Origin of the sequence: Stenotrophomonas lacuserhaii (genome assembly GCF_014836545.1) — a bacterium.
GTDB lineage: Bacteria > Pseudomonadota > Gammaproteobacteria > Xanthomonadales > Xanthomonadaceae > Stenotrophomonas > Stenotrophomonas lacuserhaii.
Genome location: NZ_JACSQS010000003.1, coordinates 109,091 through 124,032, shown reverse-complemented (window position 1 = coordinate 124,032; position 14,942 = coordinate 109,091). Strand labels below are relative to the sequence as shown.

The following is a 14,942-nucleotide window of genomic DNA, read 5'->3' as shown; positions in this document are numbered from 1 at the left end:
CCTCCCCGGTGGCATCGTGCCGCCGCGAACAGTGAAGAGATTTGCATGAGCACGATCCGTTGCGACATCGTCAGCGCCGAGCAGGAAATCTTCCGGGGTGAAGCGACCCTGGTCGTGGCCACCGGTGAGCTGGGCGAACTGGGCATCGCGCCCAAGCACGCACCGCTGATCACCCGCCTCAAGCCGGGCAAGATCGTGGTGACCCAGGCCAATGGCGAGCAGCTGGACTTCTTCATCTCCGGCGGCATCCTGGAAGTGCAGCCGCAGGTGGTTACCGTGCTGGCTGACACCGCGATCCGCGCGCAGGATATCGATGAAGCATCGGTGCGCAAGGCCAAGGAAGAAGCCGAGCGCATGCTGGCCAACCGCGGTGAAGGCATGGAGATCGCCGAGGCCCAGCAGAAGCTGGCCGAAGTGACTGCCCAGCTGCAGGCGCTGGAGCGCCTGCGCAAGAACCTGAAGCACTGAACCCTTGGATGGGTCCGGTGGGTGACGACCGTTGGTCGTCACGCTCCATCTCCGTTGGTTGTTCCGACGCCGGCCCTGTGCCGGCGTTTGTATTTTCCGCGCATTGCCCATGATGCCGGCCGAACTGTGCGCCGGTTCCTCGTGCTGGCGACCCAAGGTGTTCACCCTGTGTGCTTCTTTCTTCCGGAAGCTGCGCCATGCCTGTTCTCAACTACTGCCGCGCAATGCTTCTCGCCACGTTGCTGCCTGCCGCCGTGCAGGCCACCCCGATGGATCGCTTCGTTGCTGTGGCCGCCGAGCGCAATGCCATCGCGCATCAGGTGGCGGCGTTCAAGTACCCGGCCGCGCGCCCGGTGGAAGATCCCGTCCGCGAAGCACAGGTGCTTCAGGACAAGCGTGTCCGGGCGACTCAGCTCGGCCTGGACGCGGAGGCGGTCGTGGACTTCTACCGCCAGCTGATCGAGGCCAACAAGCTGATCCAGCATGTGGTGTTCCATCGCTATGCGGCAGGCGAGGTGCCGGCGCCGGCGCCTTCGCTGGAGGAACTGCGCGGCATGATCGACGTGGTAGACGAAAAGCTGCTCGCGCTTTGGCCCGGCATCGCCCCGCAGCGCGGCCGGCCGGGCTGTACGAAGACGGTCGCCGAGGCGGTGGATCACAGCACGCAGGAGGCGGTCGGGCATGTCGCGCTGGTGCGGGCTATGATTGATCTTTGCCGCCCCGAGGCTGGCGGCAGGCGCTGATAAGCAAGGAGAGCAGGGTGCAGCAGACTATCGGCGCGGTTTCGGTCAACGACCGCTGGACCCGTGCAACCGCCAAGCCGGGTTTCGCCTGGTGCGTCCTGTGGCTGGTGCTGTGCCTGCCGTGGCTGCTCGGCGTCTGGACGATTCCCTTCGATGCGGTCCAGCAGTTTTTCCCTGCGGTGAGCTTCACTGCCCAGCAGCTGCTGCTGGGGGACGTCCCCTGGTGGAATCCCTACCTGCATGGCGGCTATCCGCAGCTGGCTGACCCGCAGATGATGACACTGCAGCCGACCGTGGTGCTGCCGATGCTGCTGGCGCCGGCCTCGCTGCACTGGTTCACGGTGGTGATCCTGCTGCATGTGCTGGTGGCGGGGATGGGGGCGTTGAAACTTGCGGCAACCCAAGGCCTGCAGCGGTTGCCGCAGCTGATGTTCGCACTGGTGTTCCTGTTCGGCGGGGTCGCGGCGGCGCGCCTGCAGCACACCCCGATGATCGTCAGTTACTGCCTGCTGCCTTGGCTGTGGCTGGCGCTGGACCAGCTGCGCCGTCATCTGCACTGGCGCCATGCCGTGCTGGCCGGCGTTGTCGGCGGACTGAGTGCGCTGCAGCTGACCCAGGTCACCTACCTGATCGTGCTGGCGTGTGCGGTGTATACGATGGCGGCTATCGCGATGGCGCGCGCACGGCGCACCCGACTGTGCCTGCAGCTTGCGGCGGTAGGCGCGATTGCCGCGGCGATCAGTGCCCCGCAATGGCTGTCCACGTTCGCGTGGCTGGCCCATACCAACCGTGATGGGGTGTCACTGCAGGCCGCCCTGCCGGGCGCCATCCACTGGCAATCCCTGGTCACGCTGCTGTCCGGCAACGTGTTCGAACAAGGGCGCGGCGACAGCTGGGCCTTCGGGGATATCACAACCGACTATCTGTACATGGGCGCGGTGCCGTTGGCGGTGTGGCTTGCATGGGGTGGCGCGGTGGTGCGCAGCGATCCGCGCGGGGCGCGCATCGCGCTGGCGGTCTTCGTGCTGGCTGTGCTGTTCGCGCTGGGCGGTGCCACGCCCCTGTTCCCGTGGCTGTTCGGCTGGCTGCCGGGGCTGGACCTGTTCCGTCGCCCGTCGGATGGATTGTTCCTCGCCGTCCCGGCGGCGGCATGGCTGTCCGCGCATGCGCTGCAGTCGGCCCTGCAGCGCGATCCGTTGCGCCCGCACCTGCCCTCGCTGCTGGTGGTGGCCGTGCTGGCCATCGCCGGTGCGTGGCTGGTCCTGGGCAGTGGACGCCTGCAGGGGGCGGCGTGGCTGGCAATCAGCGTCGCCATCGGGGCGGTCGCGGTGCGTCAGTTGATACGCCACCGGTCGCCCTCGCGCTGGCTGCTGGGATTGATGCTGCTGGACCTGCTGATCTTCAACGTCAGCACGTCGTTCAACGCGCGCAGCGCCACCCGTCCGGTGCTGACCGCAACGCGGCCCGGCCCGGCGCAGAGTGCGTACCAGCTGTTGTCCGCCCAGCGCAGCGAAGGCCCGCCGGAACGCGCACTGGCCTTCGGCGTCGGGCCGTTGACCAATGGCGCGGCCGTGCATGGGCTGGCATTGGCCAATGGCTACAATCCGCTGCTCGACCGCCGTGCCCTGCAGATGCTCGGCATGCCCGGCGATCCGCTCGACAGCGTGCAGCAGAAACCGGAAACGCCATGGACGCCCGACTTCGATGCACCGCTCTACGATCTGATCGGCGTGCGCTGGGTGCTGGCACCGACCGCGTTCCCGGGTTCGCATGCCTACGACGCCGAACTGCAGGTAATGCAGCGTGACAGCGTGCTGCCGCGGATGCTCAATCCCACGGCAGTGCATCGTCATGATGAAGACCTGCCGCCTGCCGCGGCCTTCAACCGGACCGACTTCAACAGCACGGTCTGGCTGCCCGGCGCTACGCAGGCGGCGTGTGCCGATGCCGGTGCGGGCACGCTGCAGGTGGGCGCGACGGTCTACCGGGCCAGCGGGCTGAGCGTGCAGGTGGATGCGGCCGCGCCGGCGTGGCTGGTGGTCAATGAGGTGTCCGCTCCGGGCTGGCAGGCCAGCGTGGATGGGGCGGTAATCCCGCTGATGCGCGCCAACGGGCTGTTCCGTGCGGTCTGCGTACCGGCCGGTCGCCACCAGGTGGCGTTCCGTTTCAGTCCGCTGCAGTTATGGCGCGATGGACTGGGGCAGCGCCTCGGCCGCTGAGCGTCGCCTGACCGATGCCGCCGACCATGGATCGGCGCTACCGGGGCGAGACCCTGTAACGGAGTGGTAGCGCCGACCCATGGTCGGCGAGCGCAGCGGGCGGGGCAGGTCAGCGGAACACCAGGCGCCGCATCAGCAGGAACGACAGCCCGGCCAGCCCACCTTCCACCAGCGGCTTGGCCAGCCATGCGTACTTCAGCCCCAATGCTTGATCTGCTGCATTGACCAGTACGGTGCTGAGCACGGTGAGCACGGCCCACAGTGCGATGAAACGGCCAAAGCGCTTCCATCCCAGCCGTTGCTTGCCGGCATCGGCAAAGGTGTAGCGTCCGTTGAGCCAGAAGCCCAACAGCATCCCGCAGGCGCGTGCGATCACGTTGCCCGGCACCACCGGCACGCCCAACGCGGTCACGGCGACGAATACGCACCAGTCCAGCAGCAGCTGGAGCAGGCCGACGATGAGGTAGGAGCCACCTTGGCGGAGCAGGGTCATGGACGGAAGATGCAGGATGCGTGAGTCATGTTAACGGCGGCCGTTCTAGAATGTCGCGAAACCATCGCGGACCCCTTTTTCCATGACCCAAGCCCTGCACGTCATCATCCTCGCCGCTGGCGCCGGCAAGCGCATGAAGTCCGTATTGCCGAAGGTGCTGCAGCCGGTGGCTGGACAACCCATGCTGGCCCACGTGATCGCCACCGCACGCGAGCTGAAGCCGGATGCGATCCACATCGTGTACGGCCATGGCGGTGATGCCGTGCGCGCGCATTTTTCCAGCCAGCCCGACCTGCTGTGGGCCGAGCAGTCGCAGCAGCTGGGCACCGGACATGCCGTGGCGCAGGCGATGCCGGAGGTGCCGGACGCCGCGCAGGTGCTGGTGCTGTACGGCGATGTGCCGCTGATCCGTGCGCAGACCCTGCGCGAGCTGCTGGACCAGCCGGGCCGGCTGGCGGTGCTGGCGGCGGAAATGGACAACCCGACCGGCTACGGACGCATCGTGCGCGATGCCGAGGGCAAGGTCGGCTCGATCGTGGAGCAGAAGGACGCCAGCGAGGAACAGCGCCGGATCCGCACCATCAATACCGGCATCATCACCGCCGAGTCCACCGCGCTGCGTCGCTGGCTGTCGCAGCTGTCCAATGCCAACGCGCAGGGCGAGTACTACCTGACCGATGTGTTCGCCTTTGCCGCCAACGAGTACACCGCTGCGGACATGACCCTGGTCGCCGATCCGCAGGACGCCGAAGGGGCCAATGATCCGTGGCAGCTGGCGCAGCTGGAACGGGCCTGGCAACAGCGCGCGGTGCGTGCGCTGTGCGTGCAGGGCGCGCGCGTGCTGGACCCCGCCCGGGTTGATATCCGGGGCGAGGTGATCGTCGGCCGCGACGTGCAGATCGATGTCAACGTGATCCTGGAAGGTCGCGTGGAACTGGGCGACGGGGTCAGCATCGGGCCCTTCACGCGGCTCAAGGACGTCACCCTGGGCCCGGGCACCACGGTGCTGGCCCACTGCGACGTGGAGGGCGTGGTGTCTGAAGGCGCCGCGCACGTCGGGCCGTTCGCGCGGCTGCGCCCTGGCACCGTGCTGGCCGACGGCGTGCACGTGGGCAACTTCGTGGAAACCAAGAAGATCCGCATGGGCGTGGGCAGCAAGGCCAACCATCTGAGCTACCTGGGCGATGCGGTCATCGGCAGCAAGGTCAACATCGGCGCCGGCACCATCACCTGCAACTACGACGGCGTGAACAAGTCGCAGACCACGATCGGCGACAACGCCTTCATCGGCTCCAACAGTTCGTTGGTGGCACCGGTGCTGGTGGGCGAGGGCGCGACCATCGCCGCCGGATCGGTGATCACCCGCACCGCGCCGGATGGCCAGCTGACCGTGGCGCGGGCACGCCAGCAGGTGGTTGAAGGCTGGCAGCGGCCGCAGAAGAAATCCTGAGCGGTTCCCGGCACGCCCGGCAACGCCGGGCCATGCTCGGCGTCGCGGGTCAGTTCTGCGGCAACAACAACGACACGCACAGGCCGCCTTCGGTGCGGTTCTGCAGCGCGATGCGACCGCCGTGCGCTTCCACGATCTCGCGGGTCAACGCCAGCCCCAGGCCGGTGCCGTTGCGCTTGGTGGAATAGAAGGGCGTCAGTGCGTTCTGCAGCACGGCCTCGTTCATGCCCTTGCCGCGATCCAGTACATCCAGCCGCAGCCACTGCGGCAGGCGGGTGACCTTGACCCGCACGTCGTCGTTGGGCGGGTCGGCGTCGGCGCAGGCTTCGTGCGCATTCTTGACCAGGTTCAGCAGCGCCTGGCCCAGCTGGGCGATGTCGACCCGGCTGTGCAGGTCTTCATCCAGCGCGTCCATCTGGAACGGAATCTGCTGCTGCAGGCTGGCCAGGAAAGGTGCCCAGTGCACCGTCTGCAGCTGCGGCTGCGGCAACTTGGCAAACCGCGCGTAGCCGCGGATGAAGCCCTCCAGATGGCGAGCACGGTCTTCGATGGTAGAGAAGATCTCCGGCAGGCGGTCGAAGCGTTCACGCTTGACCAGTTCACCGCCGGAGTGCGCCAGGGACGCAATGGGAGCCAATGAATTATTGAGCTCGTGGCTGATCACGCGGATGACTTTTTTCCAGGTCTGTACTTCCTGCCGGCGCAGTTCGGCGGTGAGCAGGCGGATCAGCAGCAGGTCGTGCGGTCGTCCATTCAGATGGAAGGCGCGGCGCGAGAGATGGTAGATCTGCTCGTCTTCCTCGTCCTCGCTGTCCTCTTCGCGCACCGCGAACAGGCTGTCGCCGCCGCGCGAGATGGCATCGCGCAGGGCGATGGGCATCTGTTCCAGCAGTTCGGCCAAACGCTGTCCTTCGAGCTTGAACCCGCCGTGCAGCAGCTTGCGCGCGGCCAGGTTGGAGAACACCACGCGCTGCAGGCCATCGCCACCGGCGGCCAGCAGCAGCATCGCCACCGGGGTGTTCTGCACCATCGTGTCCAGCAGCAGTTCGCGCTGCACCAGCGATTGCCGCTGCTCGCGCAGCACGTCACCCAGTTCGCGGTGCGCCTCCACCAGGTGGCCCAGCTCGTCCTGCCCCGACCAGTGCACGCTGAAGTTGAACTCGCCGTCCTTGTAGCTGCTGACCACGCCGGACAGCGCGCGCATCAGCGAGCGGACCGGTGCGATGGCGCGGTTCAGGCTGAACCACATCAGCGCCAGCAGCACGATTCCCGACAGGATCGCCACGCCCCAACCGTGGTCCATCCAGTACGCCAGCAGCCACGGCAGTGCGGCCGCAAGGCCCAATACCGGCAGCAGGCGCAGGAACAGCTGGAAGGTGAAGGAGCGTTGCTTCATTCGCGCGGAATGCCGAAGCGGTCCATGCGCCGGTACAGGGCCTGCCGGCTCAGCCCCAGCTCGGCAGCGGCCTGGGCGATGATGCCGTGGTTGCTGGCCAACGCGCCTTCGATGCGCTGGCGGTCGGGGTCGATCATCGCGCCGGCGCCACGCGGGGCGGCGGGCGCGCGCGGCAGGTTGAGGTCGGCCACTTCGATGCGGTTGCCGATGGCCAGCAGTTCGGCGCGCTGGATCACGTTGCGCAGTTCGCGTACGTTGCCTGGCCAGGGGTGGCGCTGCAATGCCGTGCGCGCGGCGGCGGACAGTGGTTTGTCAGCTGCCAGGAAGTGCTCGGCCAGCGGCACGATATCGCCGGGCCGCTCGGCCAGTGGAGGCAGCGTCAGCTCGACCGTGTTGAGCCGGTAATACAGGTCTTCGCGGAAGCTGCCCTCGCGGATCATCGCGCCCAGGTCGGCATTGGTGGCGCTGACCACGCGCACCTTGACCTGGCGTTCGCGGTTGGAGCCGAGCCGTTCGAAGCGGCCGGTTTCCAGAACGCGCAGCAGCTTCATCTGGCCGCCCAGCGGCAGGTTGCCGATCTCGTCCAGGAACAGCGTGCCACCGTCGGCGGCCTCGAATTTTCCCTCGCGTGCCTTGTTGGCTCCGGTGTAGGCACCTGCCTCGGCACCGAACAGTTCCGCTTCGATCAGCTCGGCCGGCAATGCGCCACAGTTGACCGTCACGAACGGGCCCTTCGCCGCCGCGGAGTTGGCCTGGATGATCTGCGCGATCTTTTCCTTGCCGGCGCCGTTCGGGCCGGTGATGAGCACGGGCAGCGCCGACCGCGCGACCTGGCAGGCCAGCGCGATCACGCGCTCGCTGGCAGGATCGGCGAACACCGCACCGCACAGATCGTAGCGTTGCTCCAGTGCGCTGCGCTGGCGCTGCTCGCGTTGACGCCGACGATCCAGCTCGCTGCGCGCCTCGGAGAGCTCCAGCAGGTTGTTGACCGTGGTCAGCAGCTTGCGGTCATCCCACGGCTTGGGCAGGTAGTCGGCCGCGCCGGCCTTCACCAGCTCCACCGCCGTGCCGAGGTGGGTCCACGCGGTCAGCAGGATCACCGGCAGGTCCGGGTGGGCTTGGCGGATGCGGGCGAACAATGCCTCACCTTCTTCGCCGGAGGTGGTGTCCTCGGTGAAGTTCATGTCCTGGATCACCAGGTCCACCGGATGTTCGCGCAGCAGCGCGAGCCCCTGTTCCGGCGACGTCGCCTGCAGGGTATCGATGTCGTGCAGCGAGAACAGCACGTCCAGCGCGGTGGCCACGCTGGTGTTGTCGTCGATGATCAGGATCGCGGGCATGCGGCAGCTTCAGTTGGCGCCGAGCCGTGCTCGGCCGAATGCAGGCGCCGGGCAGGGCACGGCGCTACGGACATCATGGCAGCAGGATATACAAGCCGGGGCGGGTATGCCTCAGCTGCCGCGGGTGGCCACCGCCGGCGGTACTGCGGCGGCGCGCCGGGCCGGCCCGAACACCGCCACCTGGCCCAGCAGCCACAGCAGCACCGCGCCCACCGGCAGGTAGACCAGCGGCATGCGCGGCAGCTCGTAGGTGTTCATCAGCGCCAGGTTGATCGCGTAGGCGGCCAGCATGCCCAGCACGATACCCACCGTGGCCAGCAGGAAGTTCTCGGTCTGGAAGTAGCGCAGGATCTGTCCCCGCGTCGCACCCAGTGCGCGGCGGATGCCGATCTGCTTGCTGCGCTGCTGCACCCAGAAGCTGGCCAGCCCGACGATGCCCAGCGCGGTCACCACCAGCAGGGCCACGCACACGGTGATCAGCAGGCCGACCATCGCCCGGTCATTCTTGAAGTAGCTGTCGCGCTGCTCCTCGTAGGTGAGCTTCTCGCGCACCAGCCGGTTCGGATCGTTGCGTTCCAGCGCCGCCAACGCAGCGGTCAGCACTTCCTGCCGGCGCTGCGGATCGGTACGCAGCAGGTACAGCCCCTCAGTGAACGTGGTACGCATCGGCAGCAGCAAGGACATGTCGGTGTTGTCGTCCCAACCGGTAGGCGTCGCCAGATACTCCACCACGCCCACCACATGCACCGGCTGGGTGCCGATGTAGAAGGTCTTGCCGACAGCGGACGTGCCCGGCGAGAGCCGGTCGGCAGCGGCCTTGCTGAAGATGCCCGCCACGGCCTTGTCGTTCGGGAAGGCCTTCATGGCTTCTTCGCGATCGACGAATTCGCCGGGCTGGAAGTCACGTCCGGCCACCAGGTTCAACCCCAGCGTAGGCAGCGCGTTCTCGTTGACGTAGTACATGGTGGAATGGATGGTCGGCTTTTCCTGTTCGGGCGTGAGCGAGATACCGCTGTTGGACGAACTGGTGCGGAACGGCAGCTGGCTGGCCCGGGTCACGCTGGTGACCCCGGGGATCGCGCGCAGCGATGCCAGGTCTTCGCGGGTGCGCGCCATGGCATCGGTCTGCTTGCCGATGCCACTGACCCGCACCACCACCAGTTCTTTTTCGGCCAGGCCGCTGGGCTGGCTGATTTTCTCGATGCGCTGGCTGACCAGGAACAGCGCGTTGCAGACGATGGCGCAGGTCAGTGCGACTTCAAGCACGATCAGCGAGGCGGCGGTCTTGTGCCGGCGCAGCGTGCTGAGGATGGGGCGGATGTCCATGGTGATTCCTCGTTGACGTGCTTACTGCGACTTGAGCTGGATGGCCGGGGTGACCTGCATGGCGCGCCACGCAGGCAGCATGCCGGCGGCCAGGCTGGCAAACAGGGTCAGGCCGATGGCCAGCACCAGCATGCTGCCGTCCAGATGGGCGAGCTTTGCGTATTCCACCGGCTGCTGGCGCACGGCATACAGGCCGATCAACGCCAGTCCGATACCCAGCAATCCGCCGGCCACGCCGACCGCGCCCGCTTCCACCACGCACTGCAGGAAGATCTGGCCACGGCTGGCACCGAGGGCGCGGCGCACGCCGATCTCGCCGCTGCGGCGCAGGAACTTGGCCAGCAGCAGGCCGACGGTGTTGATCAGGCATACCACCAGGAAGCCGAGGGCCAGCCAGACCTGCAGGCGCACGTCACTGGGAACGGCCTTCTTGTAGTCCAGCCATTCCATCACGCTGGAAAGACGGGTGTTGGCCGGGCGCTGGAATCGACCCGCTGCCCGCTGCTGGTCCGAATAATTGACCAGGTACTGGCGGAAGTCATCGGCCTTGGCCGGATCCAGTTCGACCCAGTACTGCAACCAGGTGCAGGGGGCGTTGAGGTCGTAGCTGGAGCCGTCCGGGGAGCCGTCGCCGAAGCAGTTCATATTGCCCGAGCTGCCCATCTTCAGGTCGATCGACGTGGAAAACGGCATCAGCACGTCTTCCTCCTGGCCGTAGGCGCTGAAGGACAGGTCGAAGAAGCGCGGCTGGGGCTGCCAGGCCTTCAGCACGCCGACCACGCGCAGCGAATGGCCACTGACGGTCAGGTTGCGGCCCACGCTGTTGGCACCGTTGAACACCTTGTCGTTGAGCGCCTTGGACAGCACCACCACCCGACCGCGTCCCTCGTCGTCGGCGGCGGTCCAGGGATTGCCGTACTGGAACGGCACCTCGAACATCGGGAAGAAGTCGGCCGAGGTGTAGCGCGAATCCACCGAGAACGGCTTCAGCGTGCTGCTCTCCGGCACGATCGTGGCGCCGCCGGCGGTCATCACGGCCTGGCGCTGCGCGCGTTTGTCACGCAGCAGCGTTTCCGCATCGAAGCGGGTCATCTGCTCTTCGGGTTCTTCACCGGGGACGTACCCTGACTTCGGGCGCGGATCCAGCTGCACGTAGAACAGGCGGTCGCTCTTGCCCGGGATCGGATCGCCGGACAGTACGTGGAAGACCGTCAGGGTGGTCATCGAGGCGCCGATGCCCAGTGCGATGGCCACCACCATCAACGCGGTCAGTACCTTGTTGCGGCGGAAGCTGCGCACGGCCAGGCGGACGTAGTAAGCGAACATGGCGGACCTCACTCGTTGACGGCGGCGATGCGCCGCGCGGTTGCCAGCACCGGCTCGCGCAGCAGGTCGGTCACCTGGCCATCGACGATGTGCACGTTGCGCTGCGCACGCGCGGCCAGTTCCGGATCGTGGGTGACCATCACGATCGTGGTGCCGGCGGCATTGATTTCCTCCAGCAGCTCCATCACCCCGCGCGCCATGGTGCTGTCCAGGTTGCCGGTCGGCTCATCGGCCAGCAGCAGGCGCGGGCTGCCGGCCAGTGCGCGGGCGATCGCCGCGCGCTGCTGCTGGCCGCCGGACAGCTCACTGGGATAGTGCTTCATGCGCGAGCCCAGGCCGACCTGGCTCAACGCCTTTTCAATGCGCTCGCGGCGTTCGGCCGCGGACATGCCGCGGTAGCGCAGTGGCACATCGACGTTGTCGAACAGGTTGAGGTCGGGGATCAGGTTGAAGCCCTGGAAGATGAAGCCGATCTTCTGGTTGCGCAGGCGGCTGCGCGCATCGTCGCCGAGCTTGCTGACATCCTGGCCATCGAGCAGGTAGGTGCCGCTGGTGAAGGTTTCCAGAAGGCCGGCGATGTTGAGGAACGTGGTCTTGCCCGAGCCGGACGGACCGGTCACGGCAACGAACTCGCCCTCGTTGACCAGCAGGTCAAGCGAACGCAGGGCATGGGTTTCCACCTGTTCGGTGCGGAACACTTTGGCGACAGCGCGCATCTCAAGCATGGTTCTCTCCAGATTCGGTAAGGGGTGGTGTCAGTTGATGGAAACGCGCTCGGCGTCCTTGAACAGGTCGCTGCCGGCGACCACGATGCGATCTCCCGGCTGCACGCCGGACAGGATCTCCACTTCACCCAGGCTGCTCACGCCCAGCTGCACGGGGCGGCGCACGGCGGTGCTGCCGTCCATGACGTAAGCATTGCCGGTGCCCTGTTCGACGAACGGGCCACGCTCCACCTTCAGCACGTCCTTGCGCGTATCCAGCAGCACGCGCACGGACATGCGCTGGCTCTGGCGCAGGCCGGCCGGCTGCTTGTCGGCGAAGCGCACGCGGGCATTGACCTCGCCGTTGACCACCTCCGGCGACACCGCGCTGATCTCTCCGGCGAACGGCTGGCCGCTGCCGCTGGTCAGCTGCGCCGGCATGCCGATCGCCAGGTCGCGGGCGAAGCTTTCCGGCACCTTGATCTCGATTTCAAAATTGGACAGGTCGACCACGCCCAGCACCGGCGCATTGGCGACCAGGTTGGTGTGCTGCACCGCCTGCACCTGGCCGACCTGGCCGTCGAACGGGGCGCGCAGGGTCAGCGCGTCCACCTGGCGCTTGACCTCGGCCACCACCGCGCGCTGGCGGTCGGCCAGCAGGCGCTTGTTGCGCGCGTCCAGGTCGGCGCCCTGGCCCTGCAGACGGGTGTCGGCCTGGGCGTTCACCAGGTTGATGTCGGCTTTCTTCAAGGCGTCCTGCGCGCGTGCCAGGTCGATCTGCGGCACCGCGCCGCCGTCGAAACCACGCTGGTAGCGCTGCAGGTCGCGCTCGGCGGCGACTTTCTCGATGCCGGCCTGGTCGGTGTCCTTGCGCGATTTAGCGCGGGTCAGGGTGGCATCCAGTGCGGCACGGCTGGATTCGGCTTCCAGCCCGGCCAGGGTGGCCTCTTCCTGTGCCAGCTTGCTGCGCAGTTCCGGACTGTCGATCAAGGCCAGTTCCTGGCCCTTCTTGACCACGTCACCGGCCACCACCTTCAGCGTGACCGTGCCGGCGGAGATCGCGTACAGCACCGGGCTGTTGGCCGCGATCACCCGGCCGTCGGCGGCGATGTCGCGCACCAGGTCGCCGCGTTCCACCTGCGCGATGCGCACCCGGCTGCTGTCGAACGAGCGGCTGGCGTTGAGCCAGCCATGCACGGCAAAGGCAATGCCAGCCAGCACCAGCAGCGCGGCGAGCGCCGGCCAGCGGTAACGGCGCCAGGTGCTGGCGGCCGAACCGGGCGTGGCGGTGGAAACGATCTGGTCCTGGGCGGAAGTGTCACGGATCATCGAAGGGCCTGGGTGGTCGGACTGCCTGTACGGAAGCAGGGAGCGTGCCAACTTTTCACCCCTTTACGATCAAGCAGTTGCGATCTTCGCGCGGGTGTCCGTGTGTCCGCGGACAGGCGCACGGACACTTTCGTTAAGCGGCCAGGCGGCCAGGGCGGACAGCCACGCTAGAATGTACGGATCAACACCAAGGGATGCGGGACTATGTGCGGAATCGTGGGTGCGATCGCTGATCGCGATGTGGTGCCGGTGCTCATCGAAGGCCTGAAGCGGCTGGAGTACCGCGGCTACGATTCGTCGGGCATCGCCGTGCTTGAGCCTGGAGAGCAAGCGGAGATCCGCCGCGTACGCCGCACCGGCCGCGTCTCGGAGATGGCCTCTGCCGCCGGTGCCGAAGGCTTCAACAGCGTGCTCGGCATCGGGCATACGCGCTGGGCAACCCATGGCGGCGTCACCGAGGCCAACGCCCACCCGCACATCAGCGATGGCGTGGCGCTGGTGCACAACGGCATCATTGAAAACCACGAAGCGCAGCGCGAGAAACTGCGCGCGCTGGGCTACGTGTTCGAATCGCAGACCGATACCGAAGTCATCGCCCACCTGATGCACCATCACCTCAAGGACGGCGGAAGCCTGTTGTCCGCGCTGCAGCGCACGGTAAAGGAACTGACCGGCGCCTATGCGCTGGCGGTGATGAGCCGGGCCGAGCCGGAGCACTTCGTCTGCGCCCGCATGGGCTGCCCGCTGCTGGTTGGCCTGGGCGAAGGCGAGAATTTCGTCGCCTCCGATGTATCGGCGATCATTTCCTCCACGCGCCGGGTGATCTTCCTTGAAGAGGGCGACACCGCCGACGTGCGCCGCGATGGCGTGCAGGTGTATGACGCGCATGACCAGCCGATCGATCGTGGCGAGCACCTGTCCGATGTCTCGCTGGCCTCGCTGGAACTCGGTCCGTATCGCCATTTCATGCAGAAGGAAGTGCATGAGCAGCCGCGCGCGCTGGGCGATACCATCGAAGCGGCGATCGACGCGGGTGGATTCCCGGCCGAACTGTTCGGCAAGAACGCCGAAGCGGTGCTGTCGGGCATCACCGGAGTGCAGATCCTGGCCTGTGGCACCAGCTACTACGCCGGCATGACCGCGCGTTACTGGATCGAATCGATCGCCGGCCTGCCGTGCAACGTGGAGATCGCCAGCGAATACCGCTACCGCGCTGCGTACGCGGATCCGAAGCATCTGGTGGTCACCCTGTCCCAGTCCGGCGAAACGCTGGATACGATGGAAGCGCTCAAGTACGCCAAGTCACTGGGACACCTGCACACGCTGTCGATCTGCAACGTGCCGCAAAGCGCGATCCCGCGTGCCAGCGAGCTGGTCTGCTACACCCGCGCCGGTGCCGAAATCGGCGTGGCCTCGACCAAGGCGTTCACCACCCAGCTGGCGGCGCTGTTCCAGCTGACCGTGGTGCTGGGCAAGCTGCAGGGTCGCATCGATGCCGCACAGGAAGCGGACTACCTGGAGCAGCTGCGTTTCCTGCCGGGCAGCGTGCAGCATGCGCTGAACATGGAGCCGCAGATCGCCGCGTGGGCCGAGCGCTTCGCACGCAAGAGCAGCGCGCTGTTCCTGGGGCGCGGCCTGCATTACCCGATCGCGCTGGAAGGCGCGCTCAAGCTGAAGGAAATCACCTATATCCACGCCGAGGCCTACCCGGCCGGCGAACTCAAGCACGGCCCGCTGGCGCTGGTGGACGAAGACATGCCGGTGGTGGTGATCGCGCCCAACGACAGCCTGCTGGAGAAGGTGAAATCCAACATGCAGGAAGTGCGCGCGCGGGGTGGCGAGCTGTTCGTGTTCGCCGACCAGGACAGCCACTTCGTCGAATCCGAAGGCGTGCACGTTATCCGCACGCCGCGCCATGCCGGTGTACTGAGCCCGATCGTGCACACCATTCCGGTGCAGCTGCTCGCTTACCACACCGCCCTGGCGCGCGGCACCGACGTGGACAAGCCACGCAACCTGGCCAAGAGCGTGACCGTCGAGTAAATCCCGGAGGCGGGACGGAAAGAGACCTCCTCGCGGGTGGCTCGTTCAGAGCTACAGCTGGGGTGGGGCCGGGCGGGGGGGGGGGGTGGGGGGGCGGCCAAAACC

12 protein-coding genes are annotated in these 14,942 nt (G+C 67.0%); 5 read left to right on the top strand and 7 right to left on the bottom strand.

Annotated elements, in window-relative coordinates; translation table 11 throughout:
- Positions 1-45: 45 nt before the first annotated feature.
- The 3 genes from H9654_RS04755 to H9654_RS04745 all read left to right on the top strand — a co-directional run bounded on the left by H9654_RS04755 (position 46) and on the right by H9654_RS04745 (position 3,430).
- On the top strand, positions 46-468 hold the full coding sequence (locus H9654_RS04755; protein ID WP_042614575.1) for a F0F1 ATP synthase subunit epsilon: 423 nt from the start codon (positions 46-48) through the stop codon (positions 466-468).
- A gap of 197 nt (positions 469-665) precedes the next feature.
- Positions 666-1,211 (top strand): gamma subclass chorismate mutase AroQ, encoded by a 546-nt coding sequence (gene aroQ / locus H9654_RS04750; RefSeq protein WP_191769438.1) that lies wholly within the window; start codon positions 666-668, stop codon positions 1,209-1,211.
- 17 nt (positions 1,212-1,228) lie between these two features.
- On the top strand, positions 1,229-3,430 hold the full coding sequence (locus H9654_RS04745) for a hypothetical protein (RefSeq protein WP_191769436.1): 2,202 nt from the start codon (positions 1,229-1,231) through the stop codon (positions 3,428-3,430).
- Between the two features lie 109 nt (positions 3,431-3,539).
- On the opposite strand, the gene H9654_RS04740 is transcribed toward H9654_RS04745, so the two are convergent.
- A complete protein-coding gene (locus H9654_RS04740; RefSeq protein ID WP_191769434.1) occupies positions 3,540-3,923 on the bottom strand; it encodes a GtrA family protein in 384 nt (127 codons plus the stop codon).
- Positions 3,924-4,005: 82 nt separating this feature from the next.
- Between H9654_RS04740 and glmU the strand changes: the two genes are divergently transcribed.
- Positions 4,006-5,373, top strand: coding sequence for a bifunctional UDP-N-acetylglucosamine diphosphorylase/glucosamine-1-phosphate N-acetyltransferase GlmU (gene glmU, locus H9654_RS04735; protein WP_191769433.1), 1,368 nt, complete (start codon positions 4,006-4,008; stop codon positions 5,371-5,373).
- Between the two features lie 49 nt (positions 5,374-5,422).
- Here glmU and H9654_RS04730 read toward each other — a convergent pair whose 3' ends face one another.
- From H9654_RS04730 to H9654_RS04705, 6 genes are all read right to left on the bottom strand, one after another.
- Positions 5,423-6,769, bottom strand: a complete 1,347-nt coding sequence (locus H9654_RS04730; RefSeq protein WP_191769431.1) for a sensor histidine kinase — start codon at positions 6,767-6,769, stop codon at positions 5,423-5,425.
- Positions 6,766-8,109, bottom strand: coding sequence for a sigma-54-dependent transcriptional regulator (locus tag H9654_RS04725; protein ID WP_191769429.1), 1,344 nt, complete (start codon positions 8,107-8,109; stop codon positions 6,766-6,768). The genes H9654_RS04730 and H9654_RS04725 overlap by 4 nt, the downstream gene beginning before the upstream one ends.
- A gap of 111 nt (positions 8,110-8,220) precedes the next feature.
- Complete coding sequence (locus H9654_RS04720) at positions 8,221-9,435, bottom strand: ABC transporter permease (protein WP_191769427.1); 1,215 nt, start codon at positions 9,433-9,435, stop codon at positions 8,221-8,223.
- 21 nt (positions 9,436-9,456) lie between these two features.
- Positions 9,457-10,761 (bottom strand): ABC transporter permease, encoded by a 1,305-nt coding sequence (locus H9654_RS04715; RefSeq protein WP_191769425.1) that lies wholly within the window; start codon positions 10,759-10,761, stop codon positions 9,457-9,459.
- Positions 10,762-10,769: 8 nt separating this feature from the next.
- Entirely contained in the window at positions 10,770-11,486 is a 717-nt protein-coding gene (locus H9654_RS04710) for an ABC transporter ATP-binding protein (protein ID WP_042614582.1), read from the bottom strand.
- A 30-nt stretch (positions 11,487-11,516) separates the two neighbouring features.
- Positions 11,517-12,794 carry an efflux RND transporter periplasmic adaptor subunit gene (locus H9654_RS04705; RefSeq protein ID WP_042614583.1) on the bottom strand — a complete coding sequence of 426 codons (1,278 nt, stop codon included), beginning with the start codon at positions 12,792-12,794 and terminating at the stop codon, positions 11,517-11,519.
- A gap of 204 nt (positions 12,795-12,998) precedes the next feature.
- On the opposite strand from H9654_RS04705, the gene glmS reads away from it, so the two are divergent.
- Positions 12,999-14,837 carry a glutamine--fructose-6-phosphate transaminase (isomerizing) gene (gene glmS, locus H9654_RS04700; protein WP_191769424.1) on the top strand — a complete coding sequence of 613 codons (1,839 nt, stop codon included), beginning with the start codon at positions 12,999-13,001 and terminating at the stop codon, positions 14,835-14,837.
- Positions 14,838-14,942: the final 105 nt, after the last annotated feature.